This is a genomic window from Rhodococcus sp. IEGM 1302, from assembly GCF_030056935.1.
Lineage (GTDB): Bacteria > Actinomycetota > Actinomycetes > Mycobacteriales > Mycobacteriaceae > Rhodococcus_F > Rhodococcus_F qingshengii.
Genome location: NZ_JASHKY010000023.1, coordinates 24,834 through 46,997, shown reverse-complemented (window position 1 = coordinate 46,997; position 22,164 = coordinate 24,834). Strand labels below are relative to the sequence as shown.

General features: G+C 61.9%; 24 protein-coding genes. 9 read left to right on the top strand and 15 right to left on the bottom strand.

Translation table 11 applies throughout. The features are described 5' to 3' along the window. Nucleotides 1-51 precede the first annotated feature (51 nt). Nucleotides 52-1,959, bottom strand: a complete 1,908-nt coding sequence (typA, locus tag QM609_RS23565; RefSeq protein ID WP_007726276.1) for a translational GTPase TypA — start codon at nt 1,957-1,959, stop codon at nt 52-54. 324 nt (nt 1,960-2,283) lie between these two features. Between typA and QM609_RS23560 the strand changes: the two genes are divergently transcribed. Continuing rightward, nucleotides 2,284-2,460 carry a hypothetical protein gene (locus QM609_RS23560; RefSeq protein ID WP_003945207.1) on the top strand — a complete coding sequence of 59 codons (177 nt, stop codon included), beginning with the start codon at nt 2,284-2,286 and terminating at the stop codon, nt 2,458-2,460. Here QM609_RS23560 and QM609_RS23555 read toward each other — a convergent pair. Next, complete coding sequence (locus tag QM609_RS23555) at nt 2,438-2,863, bottom strand: (deoxy)nucleoside triphosphate pyrophosphohydrolase (RefSeq protein WP_007726279.1); 426 nt, start codon at nt 2,861-2,863, stop codon at nt 2,438-2,440. The genes QM609_RS23560 and QM609_RS23555 overlap by 23 nt on opposite strands. 16 nt (nt 2,864-2,879) lie before the next feature. On the opposite strand from QM609_RS23555, the gene QM609_RS23550 reads away from it, so the two are divergent. From QM609_RS23550 to QM609_RS23540, 3 genes are all read left to right on the top strand, one after another. Beyond that, on the top strand, nt 2,880-3,182 hold the full coding sequence (locus tag QM609_RS23550) for a 4a-hydroxytetrahydrobiopterin dehydratase (protein ID WP_003945236.1): 303 nt from the start codon (nt 2,880-2,882) through the stop codon (nt 3,180-3,182). A 271-nt stretch (nt 3,183-3,453) separates the two neighbouring features. Continuing rightward, on the top strand, nt 3,454-4,197 hold the full coding sequence (locus QM609_RS23545; protein ID WP_003945233.1) for an Rv1157c family protein: 744 nt from the start codon (nt 3,454-3,456) through the stop codon (nt 4,195-4,197). Nucleotides 4,198-4,275: 78 nt separating this feature from the next. Further along, nucleotides 4,276-4,674, top strand: a complete 399-nt coding sequence (locus QM609_RS23540; RefSeq protein WP_042448789.1) for a hypothetical protein — start codon at nt 4,276-4,278, stop codon at nt 4,672-4,674. Here the strand turns inward: QM609_RS23540 and QM609_RS23535 are convergent. Then, nucleotides 4,665-5,123 carry a MarR family winged helix-turn-helix transcriptional regulator gene (locus QM609_RS23535; RefSeq protein WP_003945257.1) on the bottom strand — a complete coding sequence of 153 codons (459 nt, stop codon included), beginning with the start codon at nt 5,121-5,123 and terminating at the stop codon, nt 4,665-4,667. The two genes, QM609_RS23540 and QM609_RS23535, sit on opposite strands and share 10 nt — an antisense overlap. Before the next feature lie 85 nt (nt 5,124-5,208). Here QM609_RS23535 and QM609_RS23530 point away from each other — a divergent pair, with 85 nt between their 5' ends. Beyond that, entirely contained in the window at nt 5,209-6,639 is a 1,431-nt protein-coding gene (locus tag QM609_RS23530; protein ID WP_050656024.1) for an MFS transporter, read from the top strand. A 235-nt stretch (nt 6,640-6,874) separates the two neighbouring features. Further along, on the top strand, nt 6,875-7,375 hold the full coding sequence (locus QM609_RS23525; protein ID WP_042920826.1) for a nuclear transport factor 2 family protein: 501 nt from the start codon (nt 6,875-6,877) through the stop codon (nt 7,373-7,375). Here the strand turns inward: QM609_RS23525 and QM609_RS23520 are convergent. Beyond that, the gene (locus QM609_RS23520) at nt 7,362-8,144 is read right to left on the bottom strand and encodes a DUF1906 domain-containing protein (protein ID WP_042920828.1); all 783 of its coding nucleotides are present in this window, start codon (nt 8,142-8,144) and stop codon (nt 7,362-7,364) included. The two genes, QM609_RS23525 and QM609_RS23520, sit on opposite strands and share 14 nt — an antisense overlap. A gap of 876 nt (nt 8,145-9,020) precedes the next feature. On the opposite strand from QM609_RS23520, the gene QM609_RS23515 reads away from it, so the two are divergent. After that, nucleotides 9,021-9,251 (top strand): PLD nuclease N-terminal domain-containing protein, encoded by a 231-nt coding sequence (locus tag QM609_RS23515; protein WP_031331074.1) that lies wholly within the window; start codon nt 9,021-9,023, stop codon nt 9,249-9,251. On the opposite strand, the gene QM609_RS23510 is transcribed toward QM609_RS23515, so the two are convergent. From QM609_RS23510 to QM609_RS23475, 8 genes are all read right to left on the bottom strand, one after another. Then, complete coding sequence (locus QM609_RS23510) at nt 9,239-10,180, bottom strand: antibiotic biosynthesis monooxygenase (protein WP_050656023.1); 942 nt, start codon at nt 10,178-10,180, stop codon at nt 9,239-9,241. The genes QM609_RS23515 and QM609_RS23510 overlap by 13 nt on opposite strands. A gap of 1 nt (nt 10,181) precedes the next feature. Continuing rightward, a complete protein-coding gene (locus QM609_RS23505; protein WP_050656022.1) occupies nt 10,182-11,582 on the bottom strand; it encodes an amidohydrolase family protein in 1,401 nt (466 codons plus the stop codon). 69 nt (nt 11,583-11,651) lie between these two features. Beyond that, nucleotides 11,652-12,350 (bottom strand): CPBP family intramembrane glutamic endopeptidase, encoded by a 699-nt coding sequence (locus tag QM609_RS23500; RefSeq protein ID WP_020908494.1) that lies wholly within the window; start codon nt 12,348-12,350, stop codon nt 11,652-11,654. A gap of 153 nt (nt 12,351-12,503) precedes the next feature. Further along, nucleotides 12,504-13,466, bottom strand: a complete 963-nt coding sequence (locus QM609_RS23495) for an ABC transporter substrate-binding protein (RefSeq protein ID WP_228232760.1) — start codon at nt 13,464-13,466, stop codon at nt 12,504-12,506. Between the two features lie 109 nt (nt 13,467-13,575). Continuing rightward, the gene (locus QM609_RS23490) at nt 13,576-14,055 is read right to left on the bottom strand and encodes a VOC family protein (RefSeq protein WP_050656019.1); all 480 of its coding nucleotides are present in this window, start codon (nt 14,053-14,055) and stop codon (nt 13,576-13,578) included. A gap of 85 nt (nt 14,056-14,140) precedes the next feature. Beyond that, a complete protein-coding gene (locus QM609_RS23485) occupies nt 14,141-15,127 on the bottom strand; it encodes an alpha/beta hydrolase (protein WP_228232762.1) in 987 nt (328 codons plus the stop codon). Continuing rightward, a complete protein-coding gene (locus QM609_RS23480) occupies nt 15,124-16,128 on the bottom strand; it encodes an alpha/beta hydrolase (RefSeq protein WP_050656017.1) in 1,005 nt (334 codons plus the stop codon). Before QM609_RS23480 ends, QM609_RS23485 begins: the two co-directional genes overlap by 4 nt. A 315-nt stretch (nt 16,129-16,443) precedes the next feature. Further along, the gene (locus QM609_RS23475; protein WP_019744544.1) at nt 16,444-16,569 is read right to left on the bottom strand and encodes a hypothetical protein; all 126 of its coding nucleotides are present in this window, start codon (nt 16,567-16,569) and stop codon (nt 16,444-16,446) included. Between the two features lie 271 nt (nt 16,570-16,840). Between QM609_RS23475 and QM609_RS23470 the strand changes: the two genes are divergently transcribed. Both QM609_RS23470 and QM609_RS23465 read left to right on the top strand, forming a co-directional pair. Continuing rightward, nucleotides 16,841-17,962 (top strand): winged helix DNA-binding domain-containing protein, encoded by a 1,122-nt coding sequence (locus tag QM609_RS23470; RefSeq protein WP_050656016.1) that lies wholly within the window; start codon nt 16,841-16,843, stop codon nt 17,960-17,962. A 114-nt stretch (nt 17,963-18,076) separates the two neighbouring features. After that, nucleotides 18,077-19,774: a fumarate hydratase gene (locus QM609_RS23465; protein WP_007726313.1), complete on the top strand. Its 1,698-nt coding sequence runs from the start codon at nt 18,077-18,079 to the stop codon at nt 19,772-19,774. A gap of 60 nt (nt 19,775-19,834) precedes the next feature. Here QM609_RS23465 and QM609_RS23460 read toward each other — a convergent pair whose 3' ends face one another. The 3 genes from QM609_RS23460 to QM609_RS23450 are packed head-to-tail and all read right to left on the bottom strand — an operon-like array spanning nt 19,835 to nt 22,150. Beyond that, nucleotides 19,835-20,185, bottom strand: coding sequence for a hypothetical protein (locus QM609_RS23460; protein WP_050656015.1), 351 nt, complete (start codon nt 20,183-20,185; stop codon nt 19,835-19,837). Nucleotides 20,186-20,237: 52 nt separating this feature from the next. Then, nucleotides 20,238-20,801 carry a mismatch-specific DNA-glycosylase gene (locus QM609_RS23455; RefSeq protein WP_003945221.1) on the bottom strand — a complete coding sequence of 188 codons (564 nt, stop codon included), beginning with the start codon at nt 20,799-20,801 and terminating at the stop codon, nt 20,238-20,240. Between the two features lie 20 nt (nt 20,802-20,821). Then, nucleotides 20,822-22,150 (bottom strand): WS/DGAT domain-containing protein, encoded by a 1,329-nt coding sequence (locus tag QM609_RS23450; RefSeq protein ID WP_050656014.1) that lies wholly within the window; start codon nt 22,148-22,150, stop codon nt 20,822-20,824. Between the last annotated feature and the right edge of the window lie 14 nt (nt 22,151-22,164).

The following is a 22,164-nucleotide window of genomic DNA, read 5'->3' as shown; positions in this document are numbered from 1 at the left end:
AAAACTCGGCTGAAAGGCACATCCGCCTGTCAGGTTGTAACCGACGAAAGACTACAGAGCAGCCTTGTCGCGTGCCTTGCTACGTGAACGCTCGCGAGCGCGCTCGGTTGCGTTGAGGTGCACCTTGCGGACGCGGACGTCCTCCGGGGTGACCTCGACGCACTCGTCGCTGGAGCAGAACTCCATCGCTGCTTCGAGTTCGAGCTTGATCGGCTTTGCGAGGGTCTCCATCACGTCTGCGGACGACTGACGCATGTTGGTCAGCTTCTTCTCGCGGGTGACGTTGATGTCGAGGTCTTCCTGACGCGGGTTGATACCGACGACGTGTCCCTCGTAGGTGTCTGCGCCGGGCTCGACGAAGAAGGTTCCACGGTCGGCCAACTGGATCATGGCGAACGGCGTCACCGTGCCGGAGCGGTCCGAGACGAGCGAGCCGGTGTGGCGCGCACGGATCTCGCCGGCCCACGGGCCGTATCCGTCGAACACGGCGTTGGCGATACCGGTTCCGCGGGTTTCCGTGAGGAAGTCCGTACGGAAGCCGATGAGGCCACGCGAAGGAACGATGAACTCCATGCGAACCCAGCCTGCGCCGTGGTTCGACATCTGGACCATCTTGCCCTTGCGGTTGGCCAGGAGCTGCGTGATGGCGCCGAGGTACTCCTCGGGGCTGTCGATGGTCAGCTCTTCGAAAGGCTCGTGAACCTTGCCGTCGACGAGCTGCGTGACAACCTGCGGCTTACCGACGGTGAGTTCGAAGCCTTCACGACGCATCTGCTCGACGAGGATGGCGAGCGCGAGCTCTCCACGACCCTGGACCTCCCACGCATCGGGGCGACCGATGTCGAGGACCTTGAGCGAGACGTTACCGACGAGCTCCTGGTCCAGGCGGGACTTGACCATGCGTGCAGTCAGCTTGTGACCCTTGACGCGACCGACGAGCGGTGACGTGTTGGTTCCGATCGTGACCGAGATTGCCGGCTGGTCGACGGTGATGCGGGGCAGTGCGACCGGGTTCTCCAGATCAGCGAGGGTGTCGCCGATCATGATGTCCGGGAATCCTGCGACGGCGCAGATGTCACCGGCGACGGCGACCTCACCGGGAACGCGCTCGACACCGATGGTCGTGAGGAGTTCGGTGATCTTGGTCTTCGTGACGACGGGCTCGCCGTCGACCTCGCGGCACCAGGACACGGTCTGGCCCTTGCGCAGCTCGCCGTTGTGGATGCGAACGAGTGCGAGGCGACCGAGGAATGCGGATGCGTCGAGGTTGGTGACGTGAGCCTGCAGCGGTGCGTCGACCGAGCCCTTCGGCGCGGGGACGTACTCCATCAGCACCTGGAAGAGCGCGGTGAGGTCCTCGGCGTCGGGAGCCTTGCCGTTCTCGGGCTGCACGGTCGATGCCTTGCCTTCGCGACCGGACGCGTAGAGGACGGGAAGTTCGAGTGCGAGCTCAGCGGCTTCGGCGGCCTCGTCGGAAAGGTCCGATGCGAGGTCGAGGAGCAGGTCCTGAGCCTCGGTGACAACCTCTTCGATGCGGGCGTCGGGGCGGTCCGTCTTGTTGACGACCAGGATGACGGGCAGCGAAGCGGCGAGTGCCTTGCGCAGCACGAAACGCGTCTGCGGCAGGGGTCCCTCGGAAGCATCGACGAGCAGGACGACGCCGTCGACCATGGACAGGCCGCGCTCGACCTCGCCACCGAAGTCGGCGTGGCCGGGGGTGTCGATGACGTTGATGACGGTGATGGAACCGTCTTCGTTGACCTTATGTACTGCGGTGTTCTTCGCGAGAATGGTGATGCCCTTCTCGCGTTCGAGGTCGCCGGAGTCCATAACGCGATCGACCAGCTCGGCGCGCTCCTCGAACGCGCCGGACTGACGAAGCATGGCGTCGACGAGGGTGGTCTTGCCGTGGTCGACGTGTGCGACGATGGCAACGTTACGGAAGCTGGTGATGGTCACGCGATGGCTCTCCTGGCTGAGTTGATTCGGCCACGCGAAAGTCAAGTCGCACGGCTCTTCTGGTGGCCGCTGCACGAGTGTGTGATCCGAATCAGGGCACGAATCGCCTGAGAAGGCACCGCGGCCTAGTAAATACTACTCGCTCCGGGCTGATACTCCTGCATTGTGCGGCCTCTATCACCGCCCCCACCAGCGAATAGTGATCTGCACCACGCCGATGCGCGTAGGATTACGACCTGGAGAAACAGGTCATTTAAGGGTACGCTAACCTCGTTCCAAGAGCGGGCTCTCCGCCGTAGTGAAACAGGAAAGCCGCAGCGTCACATGGGAAAAGTCAAGGCAAGCAAGGTCTCGCAGCTCAAGCCGAAGAAGAAGTGCTGCCGCAAGAAGACGCGGTGCATCAAGTGTCCCGTCGTCATCATGCGGATGAAGAAGCTCGAGAACGAGGGCGCATCCAAGAAGGAACTGAAAGCGGGTCTCAAGAAGGCTCGTGCGGCGTAAGCGCGCTCAATTCCGCGAGTAACTCGGGGATCCAGGCTCGATCGTTGTCCACCAGATCCATCGACAACAGTTCTTCGGCGTCGACCCATGTCAATTGAGCATGGTCGAGCGCGACCGGTTCTCCCGACACCAACTCCGCCCGGTAGGCCCGCAGGACCAACCCCGGCGACAGTGGCACGTCGACACCGATTCTGGCGCCGCATCTCACCTCGACCGCCAGTTCCTCGAGCAGCTCCCGCGCCAACGCGTTCTGTGGCGATTCGAATTCTTCGACCTTCCCGCCCGGCAGCTCCCAACGACCGGCCAAAGCCGGCGGACTCGTCCGCTGCGCGAGGAGCAGCCTTCCCTCGCGGAAGATCGCACCGGCGACAACTTCCCGATCCCTTGCAGGTGCATCACTCATCGCACCATGATGGAGTATGGCCACTTTGTTGTCCGACTCCGCGATCCAAAACGCTCTCGACGAACTGCCCGCCTGGCAACTGTCGCCAGGGTCGATCACTCGCACGGTCGACTCCGCGACATTCCCGGACGCCATCGCGCTTCTTCAACGCATCGCGGCAGTCGCCGAGGCCGCGGATCATCATCCCGACATCGACGTTCGCTGGCGAAAGGTCACGTACACGCTTTCGACACACTCGGCGGGCGGTCTCACGGAACTGGACTTCGACCTTGCCCGTCGAATTGACGTACTCGTCGACGATTCGGTCCGTTTCGACTGATCTTCGAGTGAACAAACCTCGCAATCTGACGTAACAGTTGCATCAACTTTCACATAGATCACTTCAGTCACAGGTATGGTCGCCGTAAATCACGATCGAGGCCGGTCATGCCATAGACTCCCCCCGGTGCGTAGCTGCTCAGCAACTGAACAGCTGTACAACCCGGGGGCTCTGTACATAGAGTGACCCCTCGAGCCGTCAAACGCGGAGCTCGCCTAGGCGCCCGCGCGGTATGACTAAGGATGGGGAAACAGTGCTTCGAACCCGAGGTATGCGAAAGGCGTTCACCGCCGTCGCTATTGCCGCAGTAGCAGGACTGGCATTGCCGGCACAGGCAATGGCCGATCCGGCAGCACCGCCCGCACCCGAAAGTGTGCCGATCGAGTTCCTCGCATCGTTTGCGCCCGCCATCATCGGCGCCGCCGCAGGTCCGGCCGATGTTGCAGGCGGACCGCAGCAAGCGTTGCTCGACCAGGCTCGCGCGATCCTGAACTCCCCCGGCATTCCGCCCGAGATCAAGGCCACCCTCGAGAAGGTCATCACCTTCCTCGACGGCAGCGGCGGCGGCGGACCGGCGATCCCGGACGAGAACGCCCCCGTCATCGCGCAGTTCCTCTACCCGACGCTTGGCAAGGGCTGCATCTCGGCCACCGCCGATTCGGTCGGAACTGCACTTGCCGTTCCCGGCCCGGCTCACCTGCCTCCTCCCGGTCCCGCTGCCGGTCAGGCCGGATTCGTCTTCACCGCTCTCGGTACGGCTCCCGCCGTCGACGACCAGCCGGTGCCGATGACCGTCACCTGGGTCAACATCGACAACCAGCGCAGCGCCACCCAGAACTTGACCAACGCCGCACGCATCAACCCGGACGGCCCAGCCACTCTGTCGGCTATCGCCGATACCGGCCCCGGACGCGTTCTCTCGGTGATCAGCGGTTCGCTGACCACCCAGCCGGAAGGCGCAGATCGCATCACCTGCAGCTTCCTTCCGACCGTGGGCATGTTCGCGGTAGCTTGATCGAAGTCTTGTGAAAGGGACCCACCGAATTTCGGTGGGTCCCTTTTGCATCTCCGATCACCGTGATAGACCCGATAGATGGGACATCTACGAGTGGACATCACGCACGGTCGTCCAGAGAAGAAATCCGGCCCAGACCAGTCGATACGGTCACACAAGTCGACGCGATCGATACTGTCCATCCGATCCGAGGGGTCCATTCTCTCGATCGGATCGGCGTACTCGATCCTGTCGATCGGTAGCGTCGGCTCTTTTCTTTCGATCGGAAGCATCGGGTCTACGGCGTCGGTCCTGAGTTCGGGCTCGTTCGCCAGTCTCGGGTCCGCGCTGTCCGGTCTCTCACGTTGGTCACTGCTCTCCTGGCGTGGAAATCATGCAGCCCCCGAAGAGCACCCGAAACTTGTTGTCATTGCGCCGGAATCGGATTCGAGCGATCCGGACCGCTCACTACGATCCGTCTCGCACTCTCAGACCTGATTCGGTCGCGGCCATTCGCGGCCTTCCAGCGCTTCGACCGAGGTATTGAATTGCCGCAGTAGGTCACCGAGCGCGAGACGCTGCTCCGGCGTCCACTCGCGGAGGACCTTTTCGACACCGGCTGTCGAATGTTCGCGATCAGCACGAAGTTTCGACAGCCCCTGCGCCGTCGGCCGGACCTTTCGCGCGAGCCCTCCGTCCGGATCCTCCACTCGCTCCACCAAGCCCTGACGCCTCAGCGCGCCGATCTGCCGGTTGATGGTGGAGATGTCGAGCGAGAAAGCGCAGGAGAGCTCCTTGAGGCTCATGGGATGTTGCAATTCCAGTCGACCGAGCAGTAGATACGCCGACCGGTCCAGATGAAGTTCGGCCCGTTGTGCGAGCGCGTGGTAACGCGAGAGCAGAGTCAACTCGTACTCGATATTCACCAGATCAGGGTCCCGGTCCATCCTCATATTGTGCAGACTACACACGATGTGTAGCGTGCACACTGGGGCGAACGCACCAATCAGAACACGCCATGGCGGGAGCCGCATGTCCGTTCACGCAGGGTCGTCCAATGTCGACGAGAAAATCCCCGACACGAACTACGCATCCTCGGGTCCAGTGCTCACCGTTCTAGGACTGTGCGGAATCGTCGTCGCCTTGATGCAGACGCTGGTAGTCCCCATCATTCCGCAATTGCCGCACCTGTTGAACTCCACTCCCGCCGACACCTCGTGGGCGGTCACCGCAACACTCCTCGCCGCCGCGGTGATCACGCCGATCAGCGGGCGCCTCGGCGACATGTTCGGCAAGAAACGAATGCTGCTGGTCAGTCTCGCGATGGTCGTTCTGGGCTCGGCCATCTGCGCGATCGCACCATCACTGATCGTGCTCGTTGTCGGCCGTGCACTTCAAGGAGCATCGGTCGGGGCAATTCCATTGGGCATAGCCATCATTCGTGACGTTCTTCCACCGAAGAAAGTGGCCGGCGCGATGGCGGTCATGAGCGCCACCCTCGGCGTCGGCGGTGCGATCGGACTGCCGATCGCCGCGGTGATCGCCCAGAATGCCAACTGGCACTTCCTCTTCGTCACATCGGCAGCGTTCGGGCTGATCTGCATCGCACTGGTTGCGTTCGTCATTCCCGAATCGACCGTACGACGCCCGGGACGTTTCGACTTCGTCGGTGCGCTCGGCCTCACCGTTGGTCTGATCACCCTGTTACTCCCCATCACCAAGGGCGGAACCTGGGGATGGGGCGACGCGAAAACCCTGGGGCTCCTTGCGGTTTCCGCGCTCAGCTTCCTGGTGTGGGGATGGTGGGAACTTCGACGCAACGCACCGCTGGTGAACCTCCGCGTATCGGCCCGGCCGCAAGTTCTCTTCACCAACTTCGCGTCGATCGCCGTCGGTTTTGCCATGTACGGCAATTCCCTGACTCTCCCCCAACTGCTCATGGCACCGACGTCCACCGGTTACGGACTCGGACTGTCCATGGTTGCAGCGGGGCTCGCACTGGCCCCCGGCGGACTCGTCATGATGGCGCTCTCGCCCGTCTCCGCTCGAATTTCGGCTTGGCGCGGCCCGCGAATCACGTTGATGCTCGGCGCCCTCGTCATCGGATTGGGTTACGCCTTCGCATATTTCACGGTGTCGAGCGTCTGGCAGGTCGCCGTGGCCGGAATGTTCATCGGAGCGGGCGTCGGGCTCTCGTACTCGGCCATGCCGGCCTTGATCATGGGCGCAGTCCCCATCACGGAATCTGCAGCCGCGAACGGACTGAACTCACTGATGCGATCGATCGGCACGTCGACGTCTGCCGCGATCGTGAGCGTCGTCCTGGCCGGAATGACCATCACCGTCGGCACCGCAGTGATCCCCTCGTTCGAGGCGTTTCGTGCCACGTTCCTGATCTCCATCGCCGCCGCCGTCGTGACGATGGTGTTCGCCGGGTTGATTCCCAAACAGAAAGTCTCGTAAGGGAATCAACCCGGCGGAGGACTCACTTCTCCGAAGAGCCTTCGATGCTGCCCGTCTGCAACTTCGACAGAAGTGTGTAGATGAAATTGATGATGATATCCACGTGGTGCCCTCTCACATAACGGGTCCCCGACCCGACAACGACGGTACCGCAGAACTCTTCTCCATCGAATCGCCGACAATCAATTCTGCAACGTGTTCTAATTTGAGGCGACGACTACCCGAGGAGCCTTTCATGACCTGGACACGCACCGAACTCGAAGACGCCTTCGCGGGTTACCAGAACACCGTTGTCGAGTGCACTCGTTCCGGCGATTGGAACGCCTTCGCGGACATGTTCACCGAGGACGTCGTCTACGTGGAACACGCTTTCGGCACCCTCAATGGCCGAGAGGCCGTACGCAAGTGGGTCACTCGCACGATGACGGAGTTCCCGGGGCACCGCATGACCGAATTCCCGGCCAACTGGTTCGTGATCGACGAGCAGCGCGGATGGATCGTGTGCGAGATCGACAACCCGATGGAGGATCCGGGTGACGGATCCAAGCACGGAGCCGCCAACATCACGATCCTGCACTACGCCGGCAACGGACTGTGGTCTCGCGAAGAAGACGCCTACAACCCGATGAACTTCCTGTCGATGGCAAAAGCATGGTGCCTCGCCGCGGAAGCGGCGGGCACCCTCCCCGATGACGCCAAGGCCTGGCTCGCCAAATTCGGCGCTATGGTGCGATAGATCCTGTCGGCAACGAGGATCCGACCGGCTGGGCCGGACCGACCGCACCGGCCAACGACCACTGCCCGTAGTCCCGAGTGAGGATCGAGTTCAGATCCACGCCGACGCCGTCGACCTTGCGCTTGTCGATCTCGAACTGATGCAGGTTTGCCCGCGGGTGCACATACCCTGCGGGCGAGCCCCAGTTGTGCTGCCAGAACCAGGTTCCGACGCCGGCACTGATCATTGCGTCGATCACGCGAGTGTTTCCGTAGACGCCGAGCGCTCCGTTGCCGACAACCGAGGCCCACCCCTCGAGGTACGGCGCGATCAGCGTAGTGATTTCAGTACTGGTCGGGTTGTCGTCGATCGACGCGTAGATCGGGCGACCGGACGGCCCACCAGCCGCCGCATGTAGTTCGAGGCCACGGGCAGCATGACGCTTGCCCGCTTCGCGGGCCCCGCGCCAGTCCGCCGTTCCGCCCTTGCCGAATTGATAGCAAGAAACGACTTGAAGTCCGGCCGCGGTCAACGCGTCGGTTTCCCGCGCCAGTACGGGCTTGCCGACCATCCAATCGGCGCCCGGGCGCCTGTCCGAGACGTATCGAATGGCGCCCGCATACCCGGCGGCCTTGATTGCCTGAGCGGACGGCACACCGGCGGCGTAATCGAGCAGGGTCCCGAGCGAACCGGCATTGGCCACCGACGTCGTACCGCTCAATGCAGCGAGTCCGGCAGCCGCCGATCCAGCCGCTGCGTACTTGAAGAGGTTTCTTCGCGAGACGTGCACAAAGCTCCGATCATCGGCGTGTCCCGCTCGAAGTGGCGGGCAGGCAAGCTATCTTCTTTCGCTCGCATTCCACCACAGTCACATCAACCCCGCCATGCACTTGGTCAACAATGCTCACATTGTCACCAAATTGGACGCCTGACAGACAACAGTGGCCCCCGAAGGCATCGCCTTCGGGGGCCACTGAGTCGGCCTAGCGGCCGGAAGCTATCAGCTGAGCGAGGTGAAGAAGCTCAGAGCGCTGAAGAGATCAGACGCGTTGCTGAAGAAGTCGTTGAGGAAGGTGAAGGCATCCGAGAATTCTGCGCTGCTCATGCGATGTGCTCCTGTCGAAGATACGGTCCAGAGGATTGCCGCCACGTGAGTGGCTGCTGGCGATAAGAGTAGAGGCCTTCCGTTACTTCCGCGACACCAAATGTGTCCGGGACGTTACATTTCGACCCCTTCGGGGCGCGGACATACACACAGGTAACACCCACCGGCAGTGATCAAACTGTCACCTAAGGACGATTTATTGACGTATTCCGAACATCATTCCCGATAGCAGCTACCGAGCAGCATCAAACCTGTAGGCCGACCACAAGATTGGCAAGCCTTACTTAACAGGATGGGTGTTGCTCCCGATAGAGGGCGTACCAGCAGATTGGCCAAATCCCCCGCGGCAATGTAGCCACGCGAGCTTAGTGCGGGCGCAAACATTCAGCCACAGTTCGAGTTAGCGAGATCTTTACGCCGAAAACGACCGTCCCGACGGCCCGCGAGACAGTACCTATCGGTCATCATGGTGACGCTATTCACACTGATTTGAGGAACTCCCGGCACCGATAACAACCGGATCTCGACACCGATTGGACGTTCGAGGGCACAGTGGAGTTCATGAACCTCACAAAAAAGAAATCCTGGAGTGAGCTGTCACCCGCGCAGCGCCGCGTCGTCTCCCTGCTCGCAACGATTCAGTCCCTGTTGGCGATCGCAGCGTGGACCGACCTGGCGCGACGCCCTGCCGATACGGTCAACGGCAGCAAGAAGAAGTGGGCGGCGATCATCTTCGTCAACTTCTTCGGACCGCTCACCTACTTCCGCCGAGGCCGGATTCAGTCGAAGTAGTCCCAGAACTGCAGCCACTTCACGGAGGCGAAGAGCGTCAGAGTCACGACGTACACCGCAATTACCGCTGCGCCACCGCGCCAGTTGGTGCGGGGAACGGCGCCGTCGACCGGGTCGAGCCAGTGGCGGAACCACCTGGTGACCGTCGGCATCAGGAACCACGTCATGGCGCCGACGCTGACTATCTGGCTCAACCACATCGACAGCCACGGCGGCGCTCCGATCCCGTCGAGCAGCGGCCCGAGAAACCTCGACAGCGTCATCACCGTCGGATAGAGGACGAGCAGGATGATCATCGCCGTCTTCCAATTCGGCGTCGCGCGAGTCTGCCCGTTCTCCGTGCGCAGAATGGTGCCGAACGGTGTCGACCGCGTGGTCTCGGTGAAGTCCTCGGCCAACTCGGCCCGCAGTTTCGGTAGTGCTGCGGCCCTCTCGGGCGACGCCATCCACACCGCCAACTGCTGTTCTGTCCGAAACCGAAGGACGGACTTCCACTGGGTGGAGTCGGTGACCGACCGCAACAACATCACCGACTCGTAGCCGGAGAATCGCGAACTGAGATCGATGAGGTGTCGTTGCGTTCGCAGAAACTCGTTCTCCTTACCCACGACGACGGCGTGGTCGTACACACCGATACCGGGCGGCGGCAGCACGCCGTCGATCAGAACGAGATCACTCGTCTGCGCCAGAATTCCCGTTGCAGCAGCTGATCTTTCGAGATCGCGGCGATCAGTCGACTCCAGCCAACGATGAAGATCGTCGGCACTGTCGAAAGTGACGGACACGCCGTGCGACACCGGTTCCGGTTGATCACTGATGCCACAGCTCAGGTAGCCGTCGAATCGACCGGCGGTCTCGGCCGCACGCTCGACCCACGCCCGGAATCCCGAACTCGTTCGGTGGTACCCGGTGATGGCAGTTGCGGACACGTCAGCCCGATATCCGGCGCCCTTGCACGTACACGTGCGCAATCGCGGGCTCGCGCATCGCCATCAGGAGCCCGAAGAGCATCTGGTCGCGGGCGAGTATCGGATCATCCGAACGCGTTCCGTAGTTGACGAGCCCGGCGAGCGGCGGCCACCCGGACGGATCGATCACCAGGAAGTCGGCCTCTTTGCCCTCGTCGAAGTTGCCGATCCGGTTCTCCATGTCCAGCGCGCGAGCACCGGCGAGTGTTCCGGTGAACAGCAGTTCGGCAGGGTGCATCGACACTCCGTCGTCGCCGGCTTCGGAGATGTGAACCTTGAAGGCGTCGCCGAGGACTCGGGTGAGCAGGCACTCGTCGCCGCCACCGAAGTCCGATCCGATCGCGATGTTGACCCCTGACGCAACGGTTCGTTTCCACGGCATGGTGCCGGAGCCGAGAAACTGCTGGGAAGTAGGGCAATGTGCGATCGAGGTTCCGGTCTCGGCCATTCGTGCGAGTTCGGAGTCCTGGCAGTGCACCGAGTGCGCGAGTATCGCGCGTGGACCCAGGAAGCTCTTTCCGCCGACCTGTGAGCCGGGGAGGAACTTGCCGTCGTACGTGTCGAGATAGGTCTCGACCTCGTACTCGGCGAGTGTGGTTGCCACCTCGCCGGTTCCGGGCCGATTGTTCTCGTTGAGATGACTGTGGAAGTAGACGCCCCGGTCACGGACGGAGTCGTACAACTCCCCCAAATCCTTCAGCGTCCGTGTTGTCACCGCGAGAGAGAAGCGGGGAACCACTGCGACGTGAACGAGCGCAGTGTTCACGTCGCCGGTGTCGGCCGCGTGCCACTTGTCGATCTCCTCGCGGGTGAGTCTGATCGCGTCCTCTTCCGAGGTGATCAGCGCGGCGGCGGAGGCCGGGCCGGTGGTCTGAACCCCACGTCCGCTGACCACCCGAAGGCCGCGTTTCAGAGTTTCCGAGAACAGGGCGTCCTGCGCGTGCGGGAAGGCCGATCCGAACACCATCGCGGCCGTGGTTCCCGTGGCGATTCGGCGAGCGCAGAAGGCCTCGGCAGCGTGCTGGGCGAATCCCGGATCAGCGAATCTCGATTCGGAGGGAAAGACGCACAGGTCGAGCCACTCGAGGAGTTGGCCGCCGCCGTAGGCGTCGCCGGCGTAGGTCTGCGGGAAATGAATGTGTGCATCGACGAATCCGGGCAGCAGGAAACCCGGTCGGTGGTCGTGGGTTTCAGCGCCTTCGAGACCGCTCGGGAGTGATCCGAATTCTCCGCAGTAGACGATCGTTCCGGCATCGTCGATCGCCAAGACGCCGTCGGGGATCGAGACGAGCGACTTCGCCGCATCCTCTACCGTCGGACGACCGGAGATGTGGAAGACATGGCCTCGATGAAGGTGCGTCACTTACTGAGCAAAGCACAAAACTACCCGGCGCCGCGCGGCGAATGCTGTCCTTTTTGTCAGATATTGGGATCAAGCAAGAGTTGCATGCCAAACAAGAGCCGCAGCCAGCGCACCTGCACCGTTCAACGACCAATGCAGAGCAATCGGCGCAATGAGGCTGCCGCTGCGATGACGAAGCCAGGTGAATACGAGACCGGCCGCAGCGGTGGCGAGAACAGCTCCGAGGATGCCGGCGACCTGGCCGACGACTCCGGTACCGAGAAAGCCGGACAGCCCTTCGTTACCGCTGGTCAAACCCATCGACGACGCGATGTGCCACAGTCCGAACATCAGAGAACCGGCAGCGGCGACGCCGCGGAATCCACTGACCCGGTTCAACGTGCCGTGCAGGACGCCACGGAAAGCCAACTCTTCGGGAATGACGGTCTGCAGCGGGATCACGATCATCGACGCGATGATCGCGCCGGAAATAGTGGCGTAGCGATCCGCCATGAAGAAAGGACGTGTGAGCGGAAGCAGAGCGCCGACGGCGACAACGGTCAGGACCAGGCCGACGGCAGCAAGCGCGTACTTCGAACCTCGCCGCAGGTCACGAGGGGACAGCCCCAATTCCGCCCACCCCATTCCCCGGCGCTTGGTGAGCGCCAACAGGACGAGAGCAGAGATGGGTACCGTCGCGATGCTTGCCCAGGCGGTGGTGAAATGCGCGATCAGATTGGTTCCCACCAGCACCACGATCACAACAGCGATATCCACGTATGCATGCATCCGCGGAAAACGAGGAGCGGTCGCTTCGATCTCCACTGGGCCGCCGCTCGTTAGCTGAAAGTTCACTTTTTCCAGTGTACTGACGCACGAGAACTGCCCGCCACTGTTTGCGAACACGCTCACAGTGACGGGCAGGTCCCGAAACAGCTCTGATCAGGCGACGAGCGTGCTCGCAAACTTCGGAACGGCGTTGTCGATTGCGTAGGTCAACCCCGGTACCGAGCCACTCGAGAACGCATTGACGAGTGCCGGGTCATCGAGGATCAACAGATGTCCCTCCTGGGCCGACGGGATTGCGCGCAGTAGCGGATCGTTCGCAAACGCACTGCTGTCGAGGAAGATCGGCAACAGCACGGTCAGGTCGGCGTCGAACAGATTCAGGTTCTCGTTGGCAACCGGGATGTAGAAGTTTCCGGTGGCTTTTTCGGTGATCGCCGTCGGGATCGTGAAGCCGAGACGGGTCATGAAGTCTGCGCGTGCGTCGCCGGGTACGTACGCGCCGTAACCGTCGGTACTGTAGGCGCCGACGGCCGCTGTCTTACCCGCAAAACTCGGATTGGCGGCAATTGCAGCGTCGAACTTGGCGTCGAGGCCGGACAGTAGCGCCTTTCCTTCTGCTTCCTTGCCGAGAGCCTTCGCGACGAGTTCGGTCTGCTGCTCGACCGTCGTCCCGTACGCAGTGGACAGACCCGGCGGCGGCCCGACCGTCGGCGCGATGGCGCTGAGCTTGTCGTAGGTGGCCCGCGTGTTGTCGCTTCTCGTCCACAAAATCAGGTCCGGGTCGAGAGCAATGACGTCCTCGATGCTCAGGTCCATGGTTCCGAGGATCTTCGGGTCCGTGGTGAACTCGTCCGCAATCCAGGGTCCGACGCCCTTGCCACCGAACGCCATCCAGTCCGCGACGCCCACTGGTTGAGTGCCCAGAGCGAGTGCCGTCTCGGCGTCCGACCAACCGAGCGCGACGACGCGCTCCGGGTTGGCCGGGACCTCGACGTCACCGAACATGGTCGAGACGGTTGCTCCCGCCTCCGCGGGTGCGTCAGCGCTGTCGCTGCTGCAGCCGGCAAGTCCGGCGACGGCGAGCGAGGCCGCCAAGGCGGTGACTGCAATCTTCATTCGAGAGACTTTGATTCGCATGGTTACCAGCACTCCTCCAACGCTCAGCGAGAATTAGGGAAGGCTAGCATCAGCTAACGAAGGCTGTCGCCCATCGGCCAGATCGTGTTCAGGACGCGTCTGCGGCCCGTTCGAGCTCCGCGATGTCGATCTTCTTCATCTTCATCATCGCGTCCGTGGCGCGTTGCGCCTTGGCCCGATCCGGATCCTTCATCAGTTCGAGAAGGCGATTCGGGACTACCTGCCAGGACAATCCGAACTTGTCCTTGGCCCATCCGCACGGGCCCTCTTCCCCATCCTCGGTCAGCCTGGACCAGTAGTGATCGACCTCAGCCTGATCGACGCACGGAATTTCGAAAGACACTGCTTCCGAGAACGTGAACATCGGCCCGCCGTTCAATCCGGTGAATCGCTGACCGCCGAGTTCGAAGCTGACGGTCATCACCGAGCCTGCCGGCATTCCGGAGGGCGATCCCTCGACGTACCTTTCGATTCCGAGTATCTGCCCGGAACCGAACACCGAGATGTAGAAGTTGGCTGCTTCTTCTGCTTGGTTGTCGAACCACAAACAGGGAGTGATGGAAGGCATGTTCTGTCCTTGTCGGAGAGGTTACGAAACAGGTGTACAGGGTTATAGACCCGACCCGAAACGAAAACTCATCGCCAGGAACTGCTCAAGCGGACAACGCAGATTCGAGCATCGGCCAGGAACGAACGAGTTCGTCGCGCCAGTACGGCCAACCGTGCGTCCCCACCGGCTGAGCGCTGCGGGTGACATCGACTCCGCGATCACGCAACACCTGAGTGATCTGGTCGGTGCACAGGTTCGATCCCAGTTCCATGACCCCGCCAACGACCAATACCCGGCCCAGGGCAGGAGTATCGAGAGTTTCGTGCGGACCTGGTAGTCCCGATCCCGAGGCGAGATACACCTTGGTGCCGCGCAGCTTGTCGGCATTGGCGAAGATGTCGTGCTCTTGCCAAGCCTCACTGCCGGCCGGACCCCACATCTGCTCCGAACGGGCATTTCCGTTGATCACCACAAGATCGGTCAACGCCTTGCCGAATCCCCCGACAGTTGTGTAGCAGCCGCTGTAGCCGGCGACCGCGTCGTACAACCCGGCTGAGCGCTGGGCCAGAATCAGCGCGGCTTCTGCGCCCATCGAAATCCCGCCGATTGCGTTGTGCCCGTTGGTGGCGAACCTCGTGTCGATCAGTGGGGGAAGCTCTTTCGTCAGGAACGTCTCCCACTTCAGACGACCGAATTTCGGGTGGTCTTCCTGCCAATCGGTGTACATGGTGCCGGTTCCACCGATGGGGAGTACGACGTTCACGTTTTTGTCGGCAAAGAACGGGACGATATCGCCGTTAGCCGGAGCCAGCCAGTTGTTCTCTTCGATCTGCCCGGAATTGCCGTCCAGGAGATACAGCGTCCCGCGCGGTTCCGAGCGGTCGGCAGGAAGCAGCACTTTCACCTGCATGGTGCGCCCCATGGCGGGACTCGCGACGTCGAGAAGAACCAAGCGCGAAGACAGTTCGGTGACACTCGTTATCTTCGGGGTCTCGTCGGCGAGCGCGGTCGAGGGCAACGCAAGTAGTGAAATCAAGGCGAGCGCGCCGACGAGAACGACGCTTCGAAGGCTTGCTCGATGGGGCCTCACACGCCGAGCGACGCGGCGATCATCGGCCACGAGTCGTGTAAGTCGTCTTCCCAGTATCCCCATGAATGCGTTCCTGCCGGCTTGAAGTTGTAGCGAATGTTGTTCATACCCAATGCGTTCGTCCTGTCCGCAAGCTGGGTGGTGCAGTAGTGAGTTGCCGCCTCGATTCCGCCACCGAGAACAAGTTGCAACGCCAAATCTGTGACGTCGTTGTCGATCCGCGGATCGGCAAGTGTGTCGTACGGACCCGGAATTCCGGTTGCTGTTGTGATGTACATAGGGACTCGAGGTAGCTTGTCCGCGTTGACAACCGGATCGTGAGCCGGCCAACCCGGACCATGGTACGGACCCCACATGTTTTCCGCGTCACCCCCACCCACGGCGACCACGAGTTTCACGAAGTTCTGCCCGATGCCCGGACTCGTCATCGCGCACCCGCTGAAGGACCCGACACTGTTGTACAGCGCGGGCGCCGCCATAGCCAGATCCAGTACCGACGTGCCTGCCATCGACAGGCCTGCCAGTGCGTTCTCGCCGGTCGTCGCGAACATTGAATCAATGACTGGCGGTAGTTCTTCCGTCAGGAACGTGGTCCACATGTTGACCCCGTTGTTGTTGCCGGATTTCGCGAGGCCGGGGTCCGGCCGCTCCCAATCGGTGTAATAGCTGAATGCTCCACCGAGAGGCGTGACCACGTTGACGTGCTTGTCCGCGAAGAACTTCGGTGCGTCGGTCCGCACCGACCACGTCGCGTCGTCTTTTCCTCCGTCTACTCCGTTGAGTAGGTAGAGCGTCGGAGCAGGCGTCGAAGTATCAGCCGGCCGCAAGACCTGCAACGGAATGTCGCGCCCCATCGACTGTGAGTACACCGAGATGTCGACCAGCCTGCTGTCCGCCGACTGAGCGTGACCCGGTGCGGTGAGGAGCTGGAGCCCACACACTGCCGTGGCCAACGCCACGAAGACACGGAAAACCGTTCGTAACGCACGAGTCTCGATCATCCGGGTCACTCTCTTCCGCAGCGGAACCTTTCGAACGGTACCGCCTGAAACAGGCAAACCCGACGTGATCGGAAATACTCGATCCGGTCGACACGGAAAGGCTCACGCACCGAGTGCGTGAGCCTTTCTCGTCAGACGACGCTTACTTGGGCGTAACCGTGCCGCCGCTGAGCGTGGTCAGTGCGTCGACGAGACGCTGACCGAGGTTGTTGACGCTTCCGATGGCTTCACCGAGAGATCCCATGAGTTTCCTCCTGCAGTTTGTCGAAATTGAAGTAACTACACCCGGAGCGGGCGTGGCAATGTCGCGCTGAATTAGGGGGTGGGGTCCTTGGAGATGGTCTCTACCGATCCCATGAAGGTCTTGAGCAGACCGTCAGCGCTGAACAGTGATCCCAGGCCCTGAACAACAGCGCCGAGAATTCCTTCCATTGAACCCATGCGAATCTCCTTGAGAGGTCAGAGGTCAGCTGCCAAAAGCACCCGACAGTGCTGTGACAGCTGCGTCACATCTGTAATGTATCCGTGACGTGGGTAACAGTAATCATACGAACGACCAGTTGGCAAAGGATTCCGACAATGGGGTCATTATTTCGACTAATAAGGTCTGCTACTGAAAAAATTCCGGCCAATCGGTCGAATTTGACCAATTCTGTCGCCGCATTGATCAACCGCCCCAAATCGTGCGGTTACCCACCAGTAAACTGAAATCATGTCTAGCGCAACCTCACTCACGCAGGTAGCTAATTTCCGGTGGCACCGCCATCAACTCGACCGAGCGGTTGTCGGTGACGCCGATCACAGCGATTGCAGCATTCTCGATCTCGGGATTCAGAACACCGGACCTGACGGAGCCGCCTGGGCCCTGCGGATCCGCGGCGTCCGCGTCGACGCCACTGAGCTCGCTCTTGCCTGGACGTTGCGCGGAGCCCCCCACTATTACCGTCGGGGCGACCTGCCTGCCGTCGCCGCCGCCACGTCGCCGTTCAGCGAAGCCGATGCAGCCAAGCGCATTTACGACGCCAATCGGCCCCTGAAGGCCGCCGGCATCCCGACGCTGACTGCCCTGCAAACAGTTGCTGCTGCGATGCGGGACATCGTCTCGAAACCAACCGTCAAGGGCGAGATGTCCGCGCAATTGACCACGCGGGTCACCGAGCCCTATCTGAGATTCTGCCGCCCGTGCAATGCCGCTCATCTGTACGAGATGCCGTTCCGGCTCGCGGCACTCCAGGCAGGCCTCGAGCTACAGCCGAACACATCTCCCCCAGTGCTCGAACGCATTCCGGGTTGGCGCCGACGCCCATACAGCGCCACGGGCGCAGACGCCGATCCCCGCTTCGACGTGATCCGCGGGTATCTGCGCTTCTACGGCCCCGCCACTCCTGCTCACGTCGCGTCGTTTCTCGATGCCCCGGTCAAGGACGTCAAAGCCCACTGGCCCGTCGATGCCGAGGAGATCGAGGTAAACGGCGAGAAGCGGTGGATTCTCGAACAGGACCGCGAAGACTTGTTCGGCTCCCCCACCGATTCGAGTACGCGCTTGCTCGGGCCTTTCGATCCGTATGTACAGCTCAAGGATCGGGAGACCCTGGTTCCCGATCCGACCGCCCAGAAGACGGTGTGGCCGACCCTCGGGCGACCGGGCACGGTGGTGGTCGGTGGCACGATCACCGGATTGTGGCGACCACGAGCATCCGGAAAGAAGCTGAAGGTCGCGATCACCCCGTGGGGAACGTGGTCACGATCGGCCCGCGCAGCAGTGGCCGAGCAGGCCGAAATACTTGCCGAATTTCGCGGCGTCGAGCTCTCCGAACTGGTCGAAGTATCTTGATCGAGCCAGTGGCATCCGGATAATTCCAGCTCACACCCGCCCCGATTCGGAGAAGGAAACCCCCAACGATAACCTGAATGCGACCTTCGCACGCACCCTTGTTCAGGAGAGATGATGGCCGACTTCCTCTATGAGGACCTGTTGCCGATCGGTGATGACACCACCGAGTACCGATTGCTCACCACCGAAGGGGTGTCGACAGTCGAGGGACCGGACGGCCGCACCTTCCTGCAGGTCGAGCCGGAAGCGATGCGCTTGCTGACTGAAACGGCGCTGCACGACATCTCTCATTACCTGCGCACGGATCACCTGACGCAACTCGCGAGCATCCTCGACGATCCCGAAGCGTCGAACAACGACAAGTTCGTCGCGCTCGATCTGCTCAAGAACGCCAATATCGCCGCTGCCGGCGTTCTGCCGATGTGCCAGGACACCGGAACCGCCATCGTCATGGGCAAGCGTGGACAGCATGTGCTCACCCCCGGCGACGACGAGAAGTCCATTGCCCGCGGTGTCTACGACGCCTACACGCGTCTGAACCTGCGCTACTCGCAGAACGCCCCCATCACGATGTGGGACGAGAAGAACACCGGCAACAACTTGCCCGCGCAGATCGAGCTGTACGCCGATACTGCTGCCGGACACGAGAACTCGTACAAGTTCCTCTTCATGGCCAAGGGCGGCGGAAGCGCCAACAAGTCCTACCTGTACCAGGAAACCAAAGCGATCCTCAATCCCGACTCGATGATGCAGTTCCTCGAGGCGAAGATCCGCTCACTCGGCACCGCAGCCTGCCCGCCCTACCACCTTGCAATCGTCGTCGGCGGTACTTCGGCCGAGTTCGCGATGAAGACGGCGAAGTACGCGTCGGCGCACTATCTCGACGAATTGCCCACCGAAGGCGCCATCACGGGTCGCGGCTTCCGCGATCACGAGCTCGAGAAGAAGGTTTTCGAGCTGACGCAGAAGATCGGTATCGGAGCACAGTTCGGCGGCAAGTACTTCTGCCACGACGTCCGCGTCGTCCGACTCCCCCGCCACGGCGCTTCGTTGCCCGTCGCCATTGCGGTGTCCTGCTCGGCAGATCGACAGGCGAAGGCCAAGATCACCCCGGAGGGCGTGTTCCTGGAACAGCTCGAATTCAACCCGGGCCGTTTCCTGCCCGAGGTCACGGACGCTCAGCTCGACGAAGAGACGGATGGCATTTCGGGTACCGGCAAGGGCGCTGCGGTCAAGATCGATCTGACCAAGCCGATGTCGGAGATCCTCGCCGAGCTCTCCAAGCACCCGGTGAAGACTCGTCTCTCCTTGACCGGTCCGCTCGTCGTGGCACGCGACATCGCGCACGCCAAGATCAAGGAACGCCTCGACGCAGGCGAAGAGATGCCGCAGTACCTCAAGGATCACCCGGTGTACTACGCCGGCCCCGCCAAGACGCCCGACGGTATGGCATCCGGTTCGTTCGGCCCGACCACGGCCGGCCGTATGGACTCGTACGTCGAGCAGTTCCAGGCCGCCGGTGGCTCGATGATCATGCTCGCCAAGGGAAACCGCTCCAAGCAGGTCACCGACGCCTGCAACTCGCACGGCGGTTTCTACCTCGGATCCATCGGTGGACCGGCCGCTCGCCTGGCGCTCGACTGCATCAAGAAGGTCGACATCCTCGAGTACGCCGAACTCGGGATGGAAGCCGTCTGGAAGATCGACGTCGAGGACTTCCCCGCCTTCATCGTCGTCGACGACAAGGGCAACGACTTCTTTGCGCACACCGGTGAAGTGACCCTGACGATCGGCAAGCGTCCAGGCCTGTAGACACGTCAACAGCAAAGAGCCCCGGCGAGTTTCGATCGCCGGGGCTCTTTTGTGTCTTTGTCAGGTCCAGAGCGCGGCCACGAAGACGGTCACGATCGACAACCCGCCGACGACGTGTACCAGATTCGGATTGGGCTGGCCCTTCTTCTGCTTCGCCCGGGTGATCTCGGCAAGCGCCACGATGACCAGCGAAAGCACCAGCTTCACAGCGATCTTCGCGTGAATGTAGTTCTTGTCCAGGGCGCCTTCGCCCAACCCGACGATGATCAGGCCGGACACGAACTGCATCCTGGCACCCCACACCATGACCTCGGTGATCGAAGGAGCCTTGAGGACGGTGAAGTAGCTACCGACCATGGCAGCCATGCCGAGTAAGTGAATCACTACAAAGACGTTGTATAGAACAGACATACAAGCACTTTAACTTGTACCTTGTTCTGGCCGAACGGAACTGCGACTTCTCTCAGAGAATTCCGGCTTCGGATGCGGCGGAACGATATTTCGCTGCCAAGGTGTCCACCGTCTCGTGTGCGTTGAGACCACTGGGATTGGGCACGATCCACAGTTTTGCCCCCTCGAAATCACGGTCCTGACGCCCGGCCTTCGCCTTCTTGTCACCGAAAGCTGTTCGATAGGCGGTGATCCCGGCGAAGGCAACGACTACTGGATTGGTTGCGCGCACGATGTTTCGGACCCGAACTCCGCCAGTTGCGAGTTCCTCCGACGTCAATTCATCGGCGCGCGCAGTTGCCCGCACCGCCAAATTGGTGATGCCCACTCCCCGATCGATCAGATGCTGTGTGTCAGCGTCCGACATACCCGCGGAAGGATCGATCGCATGCTCGATGATGCCTGCCCGCAGCAGTGCCGGATAGAACCGATTACCCGGTCTGGCGAAATGCGCGCCGGTCGCCGCCGTCCACAGTCCCGGGTTGATACCGACGAACAACAGCCGACAATCCGGCCCGATCAGATCCTCGATCTCGGCGTCTCGGAACGATTCCAGTTCGGCACGCGTGAATCCCATGCTGCCAGTACATCAGGCCGTCACGACAGTGCTTCGCGCACCTCGTCGATCGCGTCATGCATCATCTGCTCGTACACGTCGATGTCCGGAATCGAGGCCGGACTGCTGGTGATGCTGATCGTCACAGTGTCCCCGACCCCGTGTACGCCGTGGGTCAACGACATGACCGGCGACAAACTCGGGAAGCCCGCTGTGAACCGAACGACGCCGCCTCCGAGCACCAGATCCGCGTCACCGCGCGCGACACTCGACACCACGGTGTTTCCAGTGACCTCGTCGGGTACTGCCGTGAAATCGTATTGCTGCACGCCCCAACGGACCAGCGGGCCGGGAACCGCGTTCAGCGCGAGATCCGACGCTGCGCTGGATGGATGGGACGCACGTGCGCGACGCTCGTCCATCGACTCCTTGATCAATTGGGCTCGCTCACGAAGATCATCGACTTCCGGGAACAGCCCGACACCTGCATTGCGGAAGTGATTGCGCGCCGTGGGTGTACCTGCCTTGGCGATGGTCACCTCAGCTCCCAATTCGGGCGGTACCGAGCCGTCTCGCTCGGTGAGGTAGTTCGCCATCGCTACCGAGATGGCTGTCATCGCTCCGACTGTGACGGATACGCCGTCGCCACGGAAATCTGCGCTGTCCCGCACGACCATGCGCACCAGTCGGTGCGGTCCGGGAGGGATGTTCGAGCGCACCTTGGGACGGCTCGCCGCCTGCGGCGCAACAACTCCCGATTCGGTGTCCGCCTGCAGCTGTAACTGCGCGCGGTGCCCCGCCCGGCCGTCGCGGAACAGCGAAACAAGTTGGCCCGGAAGGCGCAGGGCGGCGCGGCCCAGAATCTCGGCTGATCCGCTACGCCGCACGTCCGTCTTCTGCTTCGCGGGCGGTTGCGGCGAGAACAGCTGGCGAGCAATCGCCGACGCGCGTTTGCCGTCCGCCAGAGAATGAGCGACCTGCAGAACTGCGATCAGCGCCGGGCCACTGCAGCGCGGCACGCCGGTGACGCCGTGAAACAGGTGCAGCGTCCACGGGGACTCGCGCGGGTCGACGTGGTTCTCGAGTAGTTTCTCGATTCCGTGAATGCACGAGAGCCACGAGTTTTCGGGCAGCTCATGCACTCTCACCAAGGAGGCGTCGACCGGCATGGGCTCCCACACCGGATAGTCGAGGTGCCACGGTGATTCACGAATCCGAACATTGAGATCCGGAATGAGCGACGCTCTTTCGACCACCGAGCGTCGTAGCTCGTCCATGTGCTGGCTCTGCCCGTCGAAACAGTAGAGCAGCAGCTGATCGTTCGGGATCTTCTCCGAAATCCAGAAGGTTTGGGCATCGGTGGGCGTCATCCGTAACACCGGGA

Coding starts and splice junctions, on each gene's coding strand:
- QM609_RS23495 (WP_228232760.1), bottom strand. CDS start 13,466: ATGAAGATTGCAGTCACCGCCTTGGCGGCCTCGCTCGCCGTCGCCGGA.
- QM609_RS23465 (WP_007726313.1), top strand. CDS start 18,077: ATGGCCGACTTCCTCTATGAGGACCTGTTGCCGATCGGTGATGACACC.
- QM609_RS23535 (WP_003945257.1), bottom strand. CDS start 5,123: ATGGACCGGGACCCTGATCTGGTGAATATCGAGTACGAGTTGACTCTG.
- QM609_RS23500 (WP_020908494.1), bottom strand. CDS start 12,350: ATGCATGCATACGTGGATATCGCTGTTGTGATCGTGGTGCTGGTGGGA.
- QM609_RS23540 (WP_042448789.1), top strand. CDS start 4,276: ATGGGACATCTACGAGTGGACATCACGCACGGTCGTCCAGAGAAGAAA.
- QM609_RS23530 (WP_050656024.1), top strand. CDS start 5,209: ATGTCCGTTCACGCAGGGTCGTCCAATGTCGACGAGAAAATCCCCGAC.
- QM609_RS23490 (WP_050656019.1), bottom strand. CDS start 14,055: ATGCCTTCCATCACTCCCTGTTTGTGGTTCGACAACCAAGCAGAAGAA.
- QM609_RS23545 (WP_003945233.1), top strand. CDS start 3,454: ATGCGAAAGGCGTTCACCGCCGTCGCTATTGCCGCAGTAGCAGGACTG.
- QM609_RS23475 (WP_019744544.1), bottom strand. CDS start 16,569: ATGGGTTCAATGGAAGGAATTCTCGGCGCTGTTGTTCAGGGCCTGGGA.
- QM609_RS23455 (WP_003945221.1), bottom strand. CDS start 20,801: ATGGGATTCACGCGTGCCGAACTGGAATCGTTCCGAGACGCCGAGATC.
- QM609_RS23480 (WP_050656017.1), bottom strand. CDS start 16,128: ATGATCGAGACTCGTGCGTTACGAACGGTTTTCCGTGTCTTCGTGGCG.
- QM609_RS23560 (WP_003945207.1), top strand. CDS start 2,284: ATGGGAAAAGTCAAGGCAAGCAAGGTCTCGCAGCTCAAGCCGAAGAAG.
- QM609_RS23550 (WP_003945236.1), top strand. CDS start 2,880: ATGGCCACTTTGTTGTCCGACTCCGCGATCCAAAACGCTCTCGACGAA.
- QM609_RS23460 (WP_050656015.1), bottom strand. CDS start 20,185: ATGTCTGTTCTATACAACGTCTTTGTAGTGATTCACTTACTCGGCATG.
- QM609_RS23470 (WP_050656016.1), top strand. CDS start 16,841: ATGTCTAGCGCAACCTCACTCACGCAGGTAGCTAATTTCCGGTGGCAC.
- QM609_RS23525 (WP_042920826.1), top strand. CDS start 6,875: ATGACCTGGACACGCACCGAACTCGAAGACGCCTTCGCGGGTTACCAG.
- QM609_RS23450 (WP_050656014.1), bottom strand. CDS start 22,150: ATGACGCCCACCGATGCCCAAACCTTCTGGATTTCGGAGAAGATCCCG.
- QM609_RS23515 (WP_031331074.1), top strand. CDS start 9,021: ATGAACCTCACAAAAAAGAAATCCTGGAGTGAGCTGTCACCCGCGCAG.
- QM609_RS23555 (WP_007726279.1), bottom strand. CDS start 2,863: ATGAGTGATGCACCTGCAAGGGATCGGGAAGTTGTCGCCGGTGCGATC.